Here is a 16425-nt window from a genome sequence, read left to right on the forward strand (position 1 = left end):
ACTGGGTCATTTGCTTTCCGCCTGTTTCAGCTCCAGCACTTCTTTGGGGGTGACCATGTCGCCCTTGTTGTTGCCCCAGGCGTTTCGCTCGTAGGTCACGATCGCTGCGATATCGACTTCCGACAGTTGCTTGCCGAACGCCGCCATGGCGGTGCCAGGCTTGCCATGGAAGACAATGCTCAAGTGTTCCTTGATGGGGCCGGTGGCGATTTTTGAGCCTTTGAGTGCCGGGAACATGGGCGGCAGGCCCTGGCCTTCTGCCTGGTGACAGGCCACGCAGGTGGTGTGATAGACCTTGTCGCCGCGCTCTTTGAGCTCGTCGAGGGTCCATTCCTTACTGGTCAGCTCCTTGAGTTGTGCAGCCTCAGCCTTGCGTTCAGCCAACCACTTTTCGTAATCGGGCTTGTCCTTGACCTCAACCACGATCGGCATGAACCCATGATCCTTGCCGCACAGCTCCGCGCATTGGCCGCGGTAGACGCCGGGTTTTTCGATACGGGTCCAGGCTTCGTTGACAAACCCCGGGATCGCATCGCGCTTGACCGCAAAGGCCGGCACCCACCAGGAGTGAATCACGTCGGCAGAGGTCACCAGAAAGCGCACCTTGGCGCCGATCGGAAGCACCAGGGGCTTGTCGACCTCGAGCAGGTAATGCTCGCTCTTGGCTTCCTTGTTGTGGATCTGATCGGCTGGAGTGGCCAGGTTGCTGAAGAATTCAACGTCCTGGCCCAGGTACTTGTAATGCCATTTCCACTGATAGCCGGTGACCTGGATATCGATATCCGGCTCACTGGCGTCGTACATCTTGATCAGGGTGGCAGTCGCCGGAACCGCCATGGCCACCAGAATGATGAAGGGCACGATGGTCCAGAGAATTTCGACGGTGGTACTTTCATGAAATTTTGCCGCCACCTGCCCGGTAGAGCGGCGGTGCAAGATCATCGACCAGAACATGGCGCCAAAGACGATGATGCCGATCACTACACAGATCCAGAAAATGGTCATGTGCAGGTCAAACACAGCGTGACTGATTTCAGTCGCTCCAGGCGCCATATTCACAGTCCAGGCCGCTTGTGCCTGACTGAAAATCGACCACAACAGGAGGCCCATCCAGACATGTGGATGTCGCATCATTGCGGGTTCCCCTTATCGTTCTTGTTATCCCGCCGGCTTTCACCTGCGGCAAGGGAGCGGCTGCATCAGACTACGAACTTGAATCGCCGGGCCTTGCTGCATTGCAGTCGGGCGTCATCAGCTAACTCCATTCCAACCCGAGTATAGACAGCGACTCTCACCTCGCAACGTGCTGACGTAAATCATCTGAAACAGCATTAACTTGCTTTGCAGGGCACGAATGGAGAAGGATGCAGACGAGTGGTGGCCATTCGATATAGCTTTGGCGTCTCAAGGATGAAATATTTATGACAAATGCGTCTTAGCGTTTTTCACGCGCCAGCTAAGTTATGTCTTCCCTATTTCATTGCCTTTGTTTCCTGGAGTTTTCATGAACACCGCCGCATTGCGCGAGCAGATCCAAAAAGCACAACAACACGAAGCTGAAACCAGCCTGCTGACGCGTCAGCTGGAAAGCAAATTGCCTCATCTACACCCGGCGATTCAATTGCCGGAGACGGACGCCAACGGCGTGCTGACGCGGTTTGTCACCGCCTATATCGAGGAAGTACCTGATCTGCTGGATGCAGCCAATGAAGTTGCCAGGGAAGCGGGTATCGAGTCACAGATCAAGCCGGTGCTGAAAATCGCCGAACAGTACTTCCTGCAGCCGCCAGCGATCATGACCGGGCACGTCGGGCTCGATGGTCTTCTGGACGAAGCTTATTTGGCGCATCGGTTCGTCGAAGAGGTCAACGACCTGTATATCAAGCATTTCGGCCAGCCACTGATCCCGTTGGACATGACGGTCGCCAATCTGATTGCTCACCAGTTGATCGGTGAGGAATTTGCCAACCAACTGGACGAGGCGGTGCATCACGCCGTGGACGAGATGCTTAACGACGAAAGCTTTGCGCTGGAGTCGGTCGAAGCCTACCGCGAGAAACTCAGCAGCCCGGACACCGGCGCAGCATGGAAGCGCTGGCCGTGCATGTCCCGCCGCCTGGGCGTGGGCCTGGAGCTGGAACAGCCGGTGGCTTGATTCAAGGGCCAACCCTATCCCAATGTGGGAGCGGGCTTGCTCGCGAAGGCGTCAAGTCAGTCGACGCTGATGTTGACTGACACACCGCCTTCGCGAGCAAGCCCGCTCCCACAGGGTTATTCAGCCAGCCGCACCAATACCGATATTGGTCCGCACCCGCCCCTCCAACCTGCGCTTTAACCCGCGCGATTCGATCAACAGCTTCGAACCCTTTGCCGCGTTGGCCCGACCCCACTCTTCCAGCAATTCCAGGCAGGAGTGATCGATATAGGTCAGGTTATTGAGCGGCACATGCACCGTTGAGCCCGCTGGGATGCTGCCCAATACCTGTGTCAAAGCCGGCACCTTGAGAAAAGTCGCCGCCCCCACCAGGCGCAGCTCCATTTCGCCGTCCCGTGGAAGGTCGATCAGGCTTATTTTCAGCCGTGAGGCTTTCAGCGCCAGCTTCACCAAGGTCAAGCCGAAGCCGATCAGCACGCCTGTCAGCAAGTCGGTGAAAATAATCGCCAGCGCTGTCGCGGCGTAGGTGAACATCGGCATTCGACCGTATCGACCCAAACCGCGAAAAGCCTTGAGATCGACCAGTTTGAAACCGGTGTAAACCAACACACCGGCCAGGCTCGCCACGGGAATGCTTTGCAGCACGCTCGACAGCAGCATCACGAACGCCAGCAGCCACAATCCATGGAAAATCGTTGAGTAGCGCGTGGTGGCACCGGCCTGGACATTCGCCGAGCTGCGTACGATCACCCCGGTCATCGGCAACGCGCCGAGCAATCCGCAAAGCATGTTACCGACGCCTTGGGCGGACAGCTCGCGGTCGAAGTCCGAGCGTTGACCACTGTGCATGCGGTCGACTGCGGCAGCGGATAGCAAGGTTTCGGCGCTGGCAATGAATGCGACCGCGAATGCCGCGATCAGCAATGCAGGGTCAGCCAGGTTCAGCAAGTCGGCAGGTTTCAGCCAGTCGATGGCTTCGGCCAGGTTTGCGGGTACTTCCACCCGTTTGACTTGCAGCGCCAAGGCCAGGCTGACGAAGGTAGCGATCCCAACCCCCAGTAGCGCGCCGGGAACGAATCGCAGGGAGTGGGGACGCAGCTTTTCCCACAACCACATGACGGCGATCGTTCCCAACCCAAGCAAACCGGCCTGCCAGCCAAAGGATGGCAAAGCCTGAGCCACGGCGGCCGGGAAGGCTGCCAGGTTATCCAGCCCCGAAGGCTTGGGCGTGGCGTCCAGCATCACATGCAGCTGTGACAGGACGATCAACACCCCGATCCCCGCGAGCATGCCGTAGACAACCGCAGGCGCAGTCACACGAAACCAACAGCCCAGTTTCAAGCGACCAGCGACCAACTGTAAAAAGCCCGCCAACAGCAGGATCGGCCCGAGCATGACCACGCCGTGCTGGCGTATCAGCTCGAATACCAACACCGCCAGGCCGGCCGCCGGGCCGCTGACCTGCAGCGGCGAGCCGGCCAGCCAACCGACCACCAGTCCACCGATGATCCCGGTGATCAGGCCTTTGGCCGGTGGCAATCCTGAAGCAATGGCAATGCCCATGCACAGGGGCAGGGCAACCAGAAACACAACCACCGAAGCCAGCAGCTCCCGTGGCAGCACAGCTTTAAGTTGCGCAGCACGCATGATGATTCTCCCGAAGTTTTCTTCAGGCATGGCAAGGCCGGGCCGCTGAAACAGCGGCCGGCATCAAACCACACAGATGGTTAGGAGGATTTAGAAGCGCGCTTTGGGCGTCGCCACCGGAATCGGATGGCTGCCGTCGAGCGGCAGGAAACGACCCTGATCCGCGTCGTAAGCTTTGATTTCGCTGGTTTCGATGTCATAGACCCAGCCATGGATGAACAGCTGACCGTTCGCCATGCGCGAGGCTACCGAGGGATGGGTCCGCAAGTGTTGCAACTGTGCGATGACATTTTCATCGGTGAGGATGTGCATGCGTTCGTTTTCGTCGGCGCAGTTGCAGTTGTCGTGCACCATGGTTTTCGCGACTTCCGCATGCCTTAACCAGGCTTTGACCGTAGGCATTTTTTCCAGGCTATCGGGATTGAGTACCGCACGCATCGCTCCGCAATCGGAGTGGCCACAGATGATGATGTGCTGTACGCCCAGCGCCAGCACTGCGTACTCGATGGCGGTGGACACACCACCGTTCATCTGGCCGTAAGGTGGTACGACATTGCCGACGTTGCGAGTGACGAACAGGTCGCCCGGCGAGCTGTGGGTGATGAGCTCGGGGACGATGCGCGAGTCAGCGCAGGTAATGAACATCGCCCGTGGCTGCTGGGCCGTGGCAAGTTTTTTGAAGAGTTCTTCCTGTTGCGGAAAGATCTCATGATGAAAATGCAAAAAGCCGTCAACGATATGCTGCAGCGCTGCATCGGCGGTTTCCGCCCCGGGTTGGGCAGAAGCCGACGCAGCCAACGGCTGTTTATCCTTGTCACTCATGATTCATCCTCTTTGGCGGAGTCAGGGATATTCCCGTTCTGTCCGGTGTGAAGCCAGTGGCTGCCTAAAAAACATCCAGGTCGTCGATCGACCCATCAGTCACTCGATGAACAAGGTAACCGCCGAATCTTAACTCAAACTGAAAAGACCGCTCTAGAACCTGTGTTCCAGGTCACAAAAAACGTGACTGGTGAAAAAGCTGAGCGCGATCCCCCGTTCTCAACCATAGGCTAATTGCCCTTAAATCAACGACATTTGACGACCCGGCGGACAGAAGGCATCGCAGTCCAGGTTGAAACCTTCCCGATGGTTGAGCCCCAGGCGTTTGATGGCTTTGGCAAAACGTTGTGCCAACAAATCGGCAAAAGGGCCTTCACCACGCATGCGTGCGCCAAAGCGACTGTCGTACAACTCGCCGCCGCGGCTCTGGCGAATCAGGCTCAGGACATGGGTCGCACGTTGCGGATAGTGGGCCGCCAGCCACTCTTCGAACAGGGGCGCGACTTCCAGGGGCAATCGCAGCATCATGTAAGCCGCGCTTTGTGCTCCGGCGGCATGGGCTTCTGTGAGCAGGTTTTCGATTTCGCTGTCGTTGATCATCGGAATCATGGGTGAGCACAGAACGCCCACAGGAACTCCCGCTTCGTGCAGCACCCTGATCGCCCGCAGCCGGGCCTTGGGGGCCGCAGCGCGGGGTTCGAGGATGCGCTTGAGCTCGTCGTCCAGCGTGGTCAGGCTGATCATCACTGCCACCAGCCTTTGACGGGCGAGTTCGGCCAGCAGGTCCAGATCGCGCAGAATCAACGAGCCTTTAGTCACGATGGTTACCGGATGACGATAGCGCAGCAGCACTTCGAGGGTTTGGCGCGTGATCTTGTACTCGCGCTCGATGGGCTGGTAAGGATCGGTGTTGGACCCCAGGTTGATGGGTGCACATTGGTAGCCACGCCTGGAAAGCTGTTCCTCCAATATGTCCGCGGCATTGGTCTTGGCAATCAGCTTCGTTTCGAAATCCAGGCCTGGCGACATGTCCCAATAGGCGTGACTGGGCCGTGCATAACAGTAGATGCAGCCGTGCTCGCAGCCACGATAAGGATTGATCGAGCGATCGAAGGGCAGGTCCGGTGAATTATTGCGGGTGATGATGGTTTTCGCAGTCTCGATGGACACCTCGGTGCCTTGGGTCATCGGCGCTTCCTGATACCAGCCGTCATCCTCGGCGACCGAGCGATGGGGTGCAAAGCGGTTGTGCGGGTTGGTCGCTGTACCGCGACCGCGTGGGGGCAATGGCGCGTTCATGGGGATAGCTCGCGTGCTGTATGCCCATACAGTATACGTGAAAGGTTCGTGTGACCAGTGCCGTTTGGCAGCACATAGGCGGGGTTTTCGAAGTCATCGAACGATACATATCGTGTCTGGTTGAATCGCTCCAGGTACCGGTATTGTTGTGGTCGCCCCACCCACTGACATGAGTATCAATTAAAAGGATTTAATGATGTCGATGTTTAATCGCCGCGGTATTTTTTTGCAAAAGCTTGGTCCGACTGTCGTCGATCCAAATGAAGTGCTTGTATCAATGCAGTTCGCATTGAAAGAAGAGACTTGGGATAACAAAAATTTCGCGACGACCACCGCTTTGCTGGACTCCACTACCCTCATTGCCTCCTCAAATGATGGGGGGCAATCATTCAAGATCCGTAATTTCAAGAAAGATGTCGATGGTGACGGCGATATTGACGCCGAAGACTTGATGAAACTTCTGGCGCTGGCTAAAGCCTACGTCAGCATTTCCACGCCTTGACTGAAAGTCCATAAGCGACACCTCCCACGGCATTGCGCCGTGGGAGGTGTTGTTTTCTACTCAGTGTTGTTCGTCAGGCTTTTTCTTCAGCTTCGGGTTCGGAAAAAACTGCACGGCCTGAACCTTGGTGTCTGCAGGTTTCAGCGCGGAAGTGTTGACCCGGGTGCCCAGTTCCTTGGGAACGGACAGGCCTTGTTCATTCAGCGTATCGGAGTAACCGCAAGCCACGCACTCGCGATGCGGTACGTCGTCTTCGCTCCACATCATCAACTTGTCCGGCTCGCTGCAGGCTGGACAAACCGCGCCGGCGATAAAGCGTCGTTTGGTAATCACGGGACTCTCACTCATGCTGCCGCGCCCTCACTCAGGCCGCTGTGGCGCAAGAGTGCGTCAATCGACGGCTCACGACCACGGAAATCGACGAACAGCACCATCGGCTCTTGAGAGCCGCCGCGCGCCAGGATCGCTTCGCGGAACGCCCGGCCGGTGTCGGCATTGAGCACGCCCTCTTCCTCGAATTTGGAGAAAGCATCGGCCGAGAGTACTTCAGCCCATTTGTAGCTGTAGTAACCCGCCGCGTAACCACCGGCGAAGATGTGCGCGAAGCTGTTAGGGAAGCGGTTGTAGGCCGGAGGACGCATCACCGACACTTCGTCGCGCACGCCTTCAAGCACTTGCAATACGCTGCGACCGTCACCATGGGTGGCGTGCAGTTCGAAGTCGAACAGCGAGAACTCCAGTTGGCGGACCATCATCAGGCCGGACTGGAAGTTTTTCGCAGCGAGCATTTTCTGCAGCAGGTCCTGGGGCAGTGGGTCGCCGGTTTCATAGTGACCGGAGATCAGCGCCAGCCCCTCGGGCTCCCAGCACCAGTTTTCCATGAATTGGCTTGGCAGCTCGACCGCGTCCCAGGCCACACCGTTGATGCCGGACACCCCGGCGTGTTCGACGCGGGTCAGCAGGTGATGCAGGCCATGACCGAACTCGTGGAACAGGGTGGTGACTTCATCGTGGGTCAGCAGCGCAGGCTTGCCGCTGTCGGCCGGAGTGAAATTGCACACCAGGTTGGCCACCGGGTTTTGCAGCACACCTTCGGCGGTGCGGCGACGATCGCGGGCACCGTCCATCCAGGCACCGCCGCGTTTGTTGGCGCGGGCGTAGAGGTCGAAGAAGAAGCGGCCGACGTGCTGGCCGTTTTCCTTGATTTCGAACAGACGCACATCCGGGTGCCAGGTGTCGAAGCCTTGCTGCTCGGCAATTTCGATGCCGTACAGGCGTTGCACGATGGCGAACAGGCCGCCCAGTACTTTATCGATTGGGAAGTAGGCTCGCAGGGCTTCCTGGGCAACGCTGTAACGTTGCTCGCGAAGTTTTTCGCCGTAGAAGCCGCTGTCCCAGCTTTGCAGGTCCGGGCAGCCCTGTTCGGCCGCGTAGGCCTTGAGCTGTTCCAGGTCCTGGGCGGCGAACGGCTTGCTGCGCTTGGCCAGGTCGCGCAGGAAGCTCAGCACTTGATCGCTGGATTCCGCCATTTTGGTGGCCAGGCTGAGTTCCGAGAAACTCGCGAACCCCAGGAGCTTGGCCAGCTCCTGACGCAGGTCGAGGATTTCCTGCATGACCGGTCCGTTGTCGTTCTGGCCGGCATTCGGGCCCTGGTCCGAGGCGCGGGTGCAGTACGCAGCGTAGACTTCTTCACGCAGCGCGCGGTCGTGGGCGTAGGTCATCACCGCGTAGTAGCTCGGGAATTCCAGGGTGATCAGCCAGCCATCGAGGTCCTTGGCTTGCGCGGCGGCGGCCATTTGCCCCTTGGCCGAATCGGTCAGGCCGGCGAGGGCAGTTTCGTCGGTGATGTGCTTGGTCCAGGCCTGGGTGGCATCCAGCAATTGGTTGGAGAAGCGGCTACCCAGCTCCGACAGTTTGCTCTGCACTTGGGCGTAGCGCTTCTGCTCGGCTTCCGGCAGGTCGATACCCGACAGACGGAAATCGCGCAGGGCGTGTTCCAGGATAGTTTTCTGCGCTACGTCAAAACCGGCGGCTTCCGGACTGTTGGCCAAGGCCTCATAAGCCTGGAACAATTCACGGTTCTGGCCCATTTCCGTGGAGTAGGCGCTCAAGGCAGGCAGGCAAGCCTCATAGGCTTCACGCAGTTCGGCACTGTTGCACACGGCATTCAAATGGCTCACCGGGCTCCACGCCGCACCCAGGCGGTCATTGAGCTCGTCCATGGCCAGCACCAGGCCGGCCCAGGTCGGTTGTTTGCCCTGGGTCTTGAGGATCTCGATAATGGCGGCGCGGTTGTCAGCCAGGATCTGTTCAATGGCCGGTTGCACATGCTCGGCACGGATCGCGGAGAACGGCGGCAGGTCGTAGGACTGCAAAAGAGGGTTGTTCACGCTCACGGTTGGCACCTTGGCTGGAAGAAACATGCAGCCATCTTAATTACAATCGACACTCACCGCAGCTATCAGCGACAGAGAGAGAACCTATCGTGTCCCTTCGCAAGTACCAGAACCACACGCCGTTGCTCGGCAAAGGCGCTTTTGTCGACAGTTCGGCGGTGGTGATCGGCGATGTTGAAATCGGCGAAGACAGCTCGGTATGGCCATTGACGGTGATCCGCGGCGACATGCACCGCATCCGCATTGGCACGCGTACCAGCGTGCAGGATGGCTGTGTGCTGCACATCACTCATGCCGGGCCGTTCAATCCGGAGGGTTTCCCGTTACTTATTGGCGACGACGTGACCATCGCCCACAAAGTCATGCTGCACGGCTGTGCGGTGGGCAGCCGGGTGTTGATCGGCATGGGCAGCATCGTCATGGACGGCGCGGTGGTCGCCGACGACGTTATTATCGGTGCCGGAAGCCTGGTACCTCCGGGTAAACGCCTGGAAAGCGGTTTCCTGTATGTGGGCAGCCCGGTGAAACAGATCCGGCCACTGACTGACAAGGAACAAGCTTTTTTCACCTACAGCGCGGCGAACTACGTGAAACTCAAGAATCTGCATCTGGCCGAAGGCTACGACCAGATCTGAAATGTCTCACTATCGCCCAGGAATCTTCATGCATTACCAAACCGTTCTGTTCGACCTTGATGGCACCCTGACCGACCCGCGCGAGGGCATCACCCGTTCGATCCAGTTTGCCCTGGGTAAGCTGGGCATCGAGGAACCCGACCTGACCAAGCTCGAACACTTCATCGGTCCGCCCTTGTTACAGGCTTTCATGCAGTTTTATAGCTTTGACGAGGCCAGGGCCTGGGAGGCGGTGAACTTCTATCGCGAACGCTTCAAGGTCACCGGGCTTTATGAAAACCGCGTATTCGACGGTGTTACGCCGCTGCTCGAAACCCTGGGTGGGCAAGGACGACAGCTGTACATCGCGACCTCCAAACCCTGGGTTTTCGCCCGGGAAATCGCTCGCCATTTCGACTTCGCCAAACACTTCAAGGTGATCTATGGCAGCGAACTGGACGGCACCCGGACCAACAAGGTCGAACTGATCGCCCACCTGATGGCCGAAGAAGGCCTCGACCCGGCCAGTACCCTGATGATTGGCGACCGTAAGCACGACCTGATCGGCGCGCGCAGCAACGGGCTGGATGCGGCAGCGGTGGGTTATGGGTTCGGTAGTCGGGAGGAGTTGAGTGCCGAAGCGCCAACTTATCATTTTGAAACATTGGACGAGATGCATCAGGCGTTTTTGCGCGTGTAGGAGCGAGCGGACGGCGATCCGACTTGCCCGCGAAGATCGATGGCGCGGTGCAGCAGATACACCGCGGCACCCGGATCGCCGGCGAGCCTGGCTCCTACAACGCCTTCAACGCCGCTTTACGCTGTTCAACCGGCAACGCACCCAACTTTTCGACCTGTGCATAAAACTTCACCCAATCCCCACCTGCTTGCCTGAACAGCGCCGCAAACGCCGGCACCCATTGGTCATACAGACCAAACGGCAGCAATCGCGCATTGTTCATCGGCGCATTAATCCAAGCGTCGTAGCGTTTGTCCCCGGCCCATTGTTCATCACGCATCTGGCGGTATTCGGCGCGCAACTGTTCGAACGCCTCAGCTTTACGCTGGCGCATTTGTTCGGGCGGCAGCGGTAGGCTGTACAGTTTTTCCAACCGGGTGCGGGTGTCCAGGATCAGCTGGATAAATTGGTCCCTTTGCTGCGCCTTTGTTTCGCTTTCGGGGGGCAGGCTGCGAAATGCCCGCCACTGTCGAGTGCCTTCCTGCTCGACAAAGGTGGCGAATGACTCGTTGAACTCAGTGTCATCCTTCACATAAACACGCTGATGCGCGAGTTCATGAAAAATCAGCGTGGCCAGTCGTTCATCGCCCCAGCCCATCATTGAGTTCATGATCGGATCGTTGAACCACCCCAGGGTCGAATAGGCCTCTACGCCACCGATGGACACGTCCATGCCTTGCAGGCGCTGCAGCGCCGCCTCACCGCGAGCCGCACTCTGGCTGTAATAGCCGCGATACGCCACACAACCGGCTATGGGGAAGCAATGGTTTTGTGGCTTCAGGGAAAATTCCGGTGTGACAAACACGTTCCAGACCACGTAGGGACGGCCAATGTCGGCATACAGGCGGTAACTCTGATTATCCGGCAGGTGCAGTTGCTGGGTGGCAAAGGTCCGGGCTTTTTGTGATTGGACCAGGTGCGCGCGCAGTTTCTGATCGCGCTGTGGGTCGGCAATGACGCGGGCAACGGGTTCCCGGGCCCGCAGCAGTTGCAGTTGACCACTGGCCAACTGGCTGTAGTAGCTGACGCTGGAACAACCGTTGAGTAACAAAAACAGCACACCCGGAAACAAAATGCGTAAAACGCGATCAAGTAACCCGAGGCTTCGATGCGGCCTGATCAAAATAAAAAAATCCCTGGAAAGTCTGCTCGCAAGACTATCCCGCTTGACTGGAGCTCCGCTATGCGCAAGTTGATGCTGACGGGAGGCCTGCTGATGCTGGCCGGATGTGCTGGATTCGGATTACCTCGCCATGATCCGACGCAAGCATGGATCGATCTGGAGTCACATCAGGAAGACACGGCCCTGCTGGCGCTTGAAGTGGACAACAAAGCGGCAACCGACAAGCGCTATTTCGAGGTTCAACCCGGCAGCCATGAGTTGACCGTTCGCTACCAGTTCCCCGTCCAGCCTACCAATATTGGTCCCGATGCCCAACCACTGTGGCGAGACTGCCAGATGAATGTGAAATTCAACGACTTCAATGCAGGCGAGCGCTATCAACTGCAGGCGGGGAATATTGGCTTCCGGCCATGGGCCAAGCTGTATGATCAACAGCGAAAAGTGATTGGCCAGGGCACACCAGCGGGCTGCCAACGAACCTGATCGGCGCTATCCTGAATATCCTGACATTGGGATATTTATCATGCGCAGGTTGATGCTATTACTGGCTGCAGGTGCCGTGGCCGGCTGTTCGACGCCTATGCCGGCGGCCAATCCGCATATGGCGTGGGTAGACTTCTCTACGCCATTTCCTAACGATAAATTGCTGATGGCGGAGCGACTGGATAACCAGCGCTTGCGTGACGGGCGTTTTTTCCAGGTCACTCCCGGTAGACACGAGCTGACCGTGCGCTTCGATTTTGAAGTGCCAGGCGGGAGCTCGGACTTGTTCGGCGGTACTACGGAGCGGCTTTGCTACATAATCGTTAAGTACGATCATTTCGAAGCCGGTCAGCGTTATCTGTTACAAGCCCGCTCCATGGCGTTCACCCCTGAAGCGCGCCTGTATAACGCCAGGCGCGAGATCGTCGCCGAAGCGAGCCAGATCAACTGTGTGCCTTGATTCAGGTCAGCGGTCATTCTTCTGGTAGATGATTTTCTTGGTGCCACCTTCGCACGAGCCAACGACCATGTTCTGATCGTGCACTTCGTCGTTGGTAACGATTTCCAGGGTGTAGGACGTCACCCCTCGGGCCTGGATCTTGGCTTCGATTTCGGCCTTGAGCTCTTCACAAGGTTTGGGTGCCGCCAGGGCCGAGGTGGCCAGGGCGCAGCAGATAATCGCCAAGGTAAAACGTTTCATGGTTGAAGCTCCTTGAGGCAGCGCGCATAGGTCATGCGTTTGTGCTGCTGTCATTTATTCGACCACAGTTTTACCGGGCAAATCTGTTTCAAATCAAAAAAGATCGCAGCCCGCGGCAGCTCCTACAGGATCAGGGAGTTGCCGAAGGCTGCGATCATGCGAACTTAGCTGACCAGCGTGGCCTCCAGGCTGATTTTCGCATTCAGCACCTTGGAGACCGGACAACCCTCTTTGGCCTTGTTGCTCAACTCATCGAACTGCGCCTGGCTCGCCCCGGGGATTTTTGCCTTGAGGATCAATTTCACGGCGGTGATCGCAAAACCACCTTCTACCTGGTCGAGGGTCACTTCGGCGTGGGTATCGATGCTGTCGGCCTTGAGGCCGGCATCACCGAGAATCATCGAAAACGCCATGGAGAAACAGCCCGCATGGGCCGCACCGATCAACTCTTCCGGATTAGTGCCCTTTCCGCCCTCAAAGCGGGCCTTGAAGCCATAGGGCGCGTCCCTGAGCACACCGGTTTCGGTGGAAATCGAGCCGATGCCGGTTTTCAGATCACCTTCCCAATGGGCCGATGCTTTCTTGGTGATAGCCATGCCTGTCTCCTCAAGATCCGGCGCGAAGCGTCGCGCCGTTGTGGTTTCGGTCGTTAGGGTTCTGAGGGTAGACCGGGGAGCAAAGTTCAGCGCATCTGATCGTTCGGTTTTTTGTCGCTAAATTTCGCCCTGCTATTGAAACTCGGGTATATGCCCTCATTGCATGAAACACGCTTATGGATTCGGCAGGTTTTCGTTTGTATGAAAAACCTGCGTCCTCAATTGGAGAAGCAGGTTTATGAAACGACTGTCCGATATCAAGTTCTCGACCCTCGACCTGGTGCCCGTGCGCGAAAACGGCAGCGCCGCCCAGTCGTTGCGCAACTCGCTGGACCTGGCGCAGCACGTCGAGAAGTTCGGCTATAACCGCTTTTGGGTGGCTGAACACCACAACATGGACGGTATTGCCAGTTCTGCAACCTCCGTGCTGCTTGGCTATCTGGCCGGTGGTACGTCGACCATCCGTGTCGGGTCCGGTGGGGTCATGCTGCCCAACCACGCACCGCTGGTCATCGCTGAACAATTCGGCACGCTGGAAAGTCTGTATCCAGGGCGCATCGACCTGGGACTTGGCCGTGCGCCCGGTTCCGACCAGATGACAGCCCGTGCGCTGCGTCGCGAACGTTCCGGCAGCGCCGACGACTTCCCGGAAGATGTGGCCGAACTGGTGCGTTATCTCGGCCCGCGCACCCCGGACCAGCGCGTCATTGCAATGCCGGGTACCGGAACGAATGTGCCGGTCTGGTTGCTGGGCTCAAGCCTTTTCAGTGCGCAGCTGGCAGGGGAGCGCGGTTTGCCTTATGCGTTCGCGTCACATTTCGCTCCGCGCTTCATGCATGAGGCCATTCGCGTCTATCGCAATCACTTCAAGCCTTCCGCCGTGCTGGACAAGCCTTACGTGATGCTTGGCGTGCCTTTGGTCGCCGCCGACACGGATGAACAAGCCGATTATCTGGCGACTTCGGTATTCCAGCGTATTCTTGCGCTGATGCGTGGTCAGAGCCTGGTGCAGCGCCCGCCGGTGAAGACGATGGAAGGGCTGTGGTTGCCTCATGAGAAAGAGGCGGTCAGCGATTTCCTGGGATTGGCGATGATCGGCAGCCCGCAAAAAATCCGCGCCAAGCTGGACGTGCTGATCGAGCAGACCCAGGCCGACGAGCTGATTTTTACCTGCGACCTGTACGAACATGCGGATCGGCTGCATTCCTATGAGCTGCTGGCGCAAGTCATGAAGGGCTGAACACGTTGACCGCAAAAAAGCCGACGCGATGGCGTCGGCTTTTTGCTGGCAATCGGTTGGGGGCCGTTTTCTGAGGCTACTGCTTATAGACTATTTCCTTGCTGCCCTTCTCGCAGGTGCCGACGATTTTCCCGCCAGACGCATTGCCTTTATCGACAATTTCCAGCGAATAGCCGGAAATGCCCTTGGCGTCGAGCTTTGCTGCGATTTCGGCTTTCAATTCTTCGCAGGACTTGCCGTCAGCTAAAGCAGTCCCCGCCAGGCTCAATAAACCCACTGCCCAAATAAACTTCTTCATCGGTCGCAATCTCTGGTCGGATCAAAAAAGGCATCCAGCCATTGGCCGGAAAAACGCACATAGCGTATTGCCACTTCCTATGGCATTCGGCCAGCGCTCAAGTTCAGAAGACTAGACTAACGTCAGCTACTGGCAATCCGGAACCCGACCTTGAGCGTCACCTGGAAGTGCGCCGCCTTGCCGTCCTTGATATGGCCTCGGGTCTCGGTGACTTCGAACCATTCCATGTATTTGAGACTTTTGTTGGCCTCGGCCAATGCGTTGTTGATCGCGTCTTCAATACTGCTGGTGGACGAGCCGACGAGTTCGACTTTCTTATAGGTGTGATGGTCAGTCATGGCGTTCTCCTTAGGGTGTGAAATACAGCCTAGCAGTGATTTTCTGTCTTACTCCCTTCGGTCGCTGTGACATCGATACTCACATTTACTGCACTTTCTCGAGTCCCTGAAGTCCCAACCAACACACGCCACTCATCAACAATGCAGGAGAGCCACCATGGCCAACAGCTCGTTACGTAAAGCCTCATTGCAAAGCATGGAAGCGGAGATCGAGAGTCTGCTCAAATCCTTGGAAAGCCTGAAGGACGACGCCTCGGACGAGTCGCGTAAAACCCTCAAGGTGCTTAAAGGCAATGCCGAGAACGCTCTGAGGCATTCACGCCATCTGCTCTCGGATGCCTACGAAGAGGTCAAGGTCAAAACCCGTGAAACCGGAATTGCCACTCGGGATTACGCACAGGAACACCCTTGGACGACTGCTGGTGTTGCCGTTGGTGCGCTGGGCCTGTTGGCGGCCTATTTGCTGTTTAAACGCGGGGAATGATCTGTCTGGCGCAGCTCAGCCTTGAGCCATTGCGCCAGTTGCCTGGCGCGCCCGTCCGCGGCGCGCTTGGGTAGCCACAGGGCCAGATAAGCGGGTGTTTCGCAAAATCCCCAAGGGGCGACCAGGCGACCTGCCTTCACGTCCTCGGCCACCAGCGGCTCGGGAGCAATCGCAACACCCAGACCGGCTACGGCCGCTTCCAGTAAATAATACAAATGCTCGAAACCTTGCCCGTACTTCAACGCTTTGGCGTCGAGGCCGCTTTGCTGCGCCCAACTGGGCCAGGCTTGCGGTCGCGAAGTGGTATGCAGCAAGGATTCAGTGAGCAGCGCTGCAGCCGGCGCTGTTTCCAGGTGCTCATAACCGGCGAACCGTGGGCTCATGACCGGGCCGATCCGTTCGCTGGCCAGTTCGAACACCTGCATATCTGCAGGCCAGGGCGGTTCGGCAAATACGAGCAGGGCATCCAGGCCGGGGCGACGGGGATCGAGATCGCCTTCGCCGGCTGACAGGTGCAGGCGCAAATCAGGCAGATCAGCGTTCAGTCGTCCCAGGCGCGGTATGAACCAGCGGGCCAACAGGCTTCCTGAGCAGCCCAGGACGAACGGTGCATCGGCAGTGCTTTGCGTGAGCTCGGCGCACACCGTGCGCAGGCGTTCGAAGGCGTCGGTACTGGCATCGCGTAATCGCATGCCGGCATCTGTGAGTTTCAGGCCACGACCTTCCTTGGTGAACAGGCTCACCCCGAGGTGTTCTTCAAGCACCTTCAGTTGGCGACTGACAGCACCGTGGGTGACATGCAGCTGCTCGGCGGCCTGGCTGACGCTGTTCAAGCGCGCAGTGGCTTCGAAGGCGCGCAAGGCGTTCAGTGGTGGCAGATCGTGGCTCATGATATCTGTGAGTTTTCCTGACAGGTTGTGGCGATCTTATCGGTTTTCAGAGGCTGGCGTCAGGGGTAGAGTTAAGCCCATTGTCATATCACGCATTCA

Annotated in this window: 20 protein-coding genes; 8 read left to right on the forward strand and 12 right to left on the reverse strand. The window is 57.9% G+C overall.

Annotation, left to right across the window (positions count from 1 at the left end; translation table 11 throughout):
• Positions 1-6 precede the first annotated feature (6 nt).
• Positions 7-1134, reverse strand: a complete 1128-nt coding sequence (gene coxB, locus QLG10_RS01410; RefSeq protein WP_282485292.1) for a cytochrome c oxidase subunit II — start codon at positions 1132-1134, stop codon at positions 7-9.
• A 370-nt stretch (positions 1135-1504) separates the two neighbouring features.
• Between coxB and QLG10_RS01415 the strand changes: the two genes are divergently transcribed.
• Positions 1505-2155 carry a hypothetical protein gene (locus QLG10_RS01415; RefSeq protein ID WP_110748515.1) on the forward strand — a complete coding sequence of 217 codons (651 nt, stop codon included), beginning with the start codon at positions 1505-1507 and terminating at the stop codon, positions 2153-2155.
• A gap of 120 nt (positions 2156-2275) precedes the next feature.
• On the opposite strand, the gene QLG10_RS01420 is transcribed toward QLG10_RS01415, so the two are convergent.
• From QLG10_RS01420 to QLG10_RS01430, 3 genes are all read right to left on the reverse strand, one after another.
• Positions 2276-3802, reverse strand: coding sequence for a SulP family inorganic anion transporter (locus QLG10_RS01420; RefSeq protein ID WP_282485293.1), 1527 nt, complete (start codon positions 3800-3802; stop codon positions 2276-2278).
• 90 nt (positions 3803-3892) lie between these two features.
• The gene (locus QLG10_RS01425; protein WP_110748521.1) at positions 3893-4624 is read right to left on the reverse strand and encodes a carbonic anhydrase; all 732 of its coding nucleotides are present in this window, start codon (positions 4622-4624) and stop codon (positions 3893-3895) included.
• Between the two features lie 240 nt (positions 4625-4864).
• Positions 4865-5923, reverse strand: coding sequence for a PA0069 family radical SAM protein (locus QLG10_RS01430; protein ID WP_282485294.1), 1059 nt, complete (start codon positions 5921-5923; stop codon positions 4865-4867).
• A gap of 196 nt (positions 5924-6119) precedes the next feature.
• Here QLG10_RS01430 and QLG10_RS01435 point away from each other — a divergent pair, with 196 nt between their 5' ends.
• Positions 6120-6425 carry a hypothetical protein gene (locus QLG10_RS01435; protein ID WP_110748526.1) on the forward strand — a complete coding sequence of 102 codons (306 nt, stop codon included), beginning with the start codon at positions 6120-6122 and terminating at the stop codon, positions 6423-6425.
• 60 nt (positions 6426-6485) lie between these two features.
• Here the strand turns inward: QLG10_RS01435 and QLG10_RS01440 are convergent, their stop codons facing one another.
• Together QLG10_RS01440 and prlC are read right to left on the reverse strand one after the other, a co-directional pair.
• Positions 6486-6773: a YheV family putative zinc ribbon protein gene (locus tag QLG10_RS01440; RefSeq protein WP_008064765.1), complete on the reverse strand. Its 288-nt coding sequence runs from the start codon at positions 6771-6773 to the stop codon at positions 6486-6488.
• The gene (prlC, locus tag QLG10_RS01445; RefSeq protein WP_282485295.1) at positions 6770-8821 is read right to left on the reverse strand and encodes an oligopeptidase A; all 2052 of its coding nucleotides are present in this window, start codon (positions 8819-8821) and stop codon (positions 6770-6772) included. Before prlC ends, QLG10_RS01440 begins: the two co-directional genes overlap by 4 nt.
• 89 nt (positions 8822-8910) lie before the next feature.
• On the opposite strand from prlC, the gene QLG10_RS01450 reads away from it, so the two are divergent.
• Both QLG10_RS01450 and QLG10_RS01455 read left to right on the forward strand, forming a co-directional pair.
• On the forward strand, positions 8911-9456 hold the full coding sequence (locus QLG10_RS01450; RefSeq protein ID WP_282485296.1) for a gamma carbonic anhydrase family protein: 546 nt from the start codon (positions 8911-8913) through the stop codon (positions 9454-9456).
• Positions 9457-9484: 28 nt separating this feature from the next.
• A complete protein-coding gene (locus QLG10_RS01455) occupies positions 9485-10135 on the forward strand; it encodes an HAD family hydrolase (RefSeq protein WP_110748535.1) in 651 nt (216 codons plus the stop codon).
• A gap of 94 nt (positions 10136-10229) precedes the next feature.
• Here the strand turns inward: QLG10_RS01455 and QLG10_RS01460 are convergent, their stop codons facing one another.
• Entirely contained in the window at positions 10230-11297 is a 1068-nt protein-coding gene (locus tag QLG10_RS01460; RefSeq protein WP_282485297.1) for an aminopeptidase, read from the reverse strand.
• 60 nt (positions 11298-11357) lie between these two features.
• Here QLG10_RS01460 and QLG10_RS01465 point away from each other — a divergent pair, with 60 nt between their 5' ends.
• Positions 11358-11780: a hypothetical protein gene (locus QLG10_RS01465; RefSeq protein ID WP_179054888.1), complete on the forward strand. Its 423-nt coding sequence runs from the start codon at positions 11358-11360 to the stop codon at positions 11778-11780.
• A gap of 40 nt (positions 11781-11820) precedes the next feature.
• Positions 11821-12240, forward strand: a complete 420-nt coding sequence (locus tag QLG10_RS01470; RefSeq protein ID WP_110748543.1) for a hypothetical protein — start codon at positions 11821-11823, stop codon at positions 12238-12240.
• Positions 12241-12246: 6 nt separating this feature from the next.
• Here the strand turns inward: QLG10_RS01470 and QLG10_RS01475 are convergent, their stop codons facing one another.
• Both QLG10_RS01475 and QLG10_RS01480 read right to left on the reverse strand, forming a co-directional pair.
• Complete coding sequence (locus QLG10_RS01475) at positions 12247-12480, reverse strand: DUF1161 domain-containing protein (RefSeq protein WP_110748546.1); 234 nt, start codon at positions 12478-12480, stop codon at positions 12247-12249.
• Between the two features lie 164 nt (positions 12481-12644).
• Positions 12645-13076: an OsmC family protein gene (locus QLG10_RS01480; RefSeq protein WP_110748549.1), complete on the reverse strand. Its 432-nt coding sequence runs from the start codon at positions 13074-13076 to the stop codon at positions 12645-12647.
• 238 nt (positions 13077-13314) lie between these two features.
• Between QLG10_RS01480 and QLG10_RS01485 the strand changes: the two genes are divergently transcribed.
• A complete protein-coding gene (locus tag QLG10_RS01485) occupies positions 13315-14316 on the forward strand; it encodes an LLM class flavin-dependent oxidoreductase (RefSeq protein ID WP_188263291.1) in 1002 nt (333 codons plus the stop codon).
• A 76-nt stretch (positions 14317-14392) separates the two neighbouring features.
• Here the strand turns inward: QLG10_RS01485 and QLG10_RS01490 are convergent, their stop codons facing one another.
• Both QLG10_RS01490 and QLG10_RS01495 read right to left on the reverse strand, forming a co-directional pair.
• On the reverse strand, positions 14393-14614 hold the full coding sequence (locus QLG10_RS01490; protein ID WP_248679466.1) for a DUF1161 domain-containing protein: 222 nt from the start codon (positions 14612-14614) through the stop codon (positions 14393-14395).
• A 122-nt stretch (positions 14615-14736) separates the two neighbouring features.
• A complete protein-coding gene (locus QLG10_RS01495; protein ID WP_007940746.1) occupies positions 14737-14952 on the reverse strand; it encodes a dodecin in 216 nt (71 codons plus the stop codon).
• Positions 14953-15109: 157 nt separating this feature from the next.
• Here QLG10_RS01495 and QLG10_RS01500 point away from each other — a divergent pair, with 157 nt between their 5' ends.
• Positions 15110-15436: a DUF883 family protein gene (locus QLG10_RS01500; protein ID WP_020798079.1), complete on the forward strand. Its 327-nt coding sequence runs from the start codon at positions 15110-15112 to the stop codon at positions 15434-15436.
• On the opposite strand, the gene QLG10_RS01505 is transcribed toward QLG10_RS01500, so the two are convergent.
• Entirely contained in the window at positions 15409-16326 is a 918-nt protein-coding gene (locus tag QLG10_RS01505) for a LysR family transcriptional regulator (RefSeq protein ID WP_188263290.1), read from the reverse strand. The genes QLG10_RS01500 and QLG10_RS01505 overlap by 28 nt on opposite strands.
• Positions 16327-16425: the final 99 nt, after the last annotated feature.

The organism is Pseudomonas sp. V98_8, assembly GCF_029967975.1.
GTDB classification, from domain to species: domain Bacteria; phylum Pseudomonadota; class Gammaproteobacteria; order Pseudomonadales; family Pseudomonadaceae; genus Aquipseudomonas; species Aquipseudomonas umsongensis.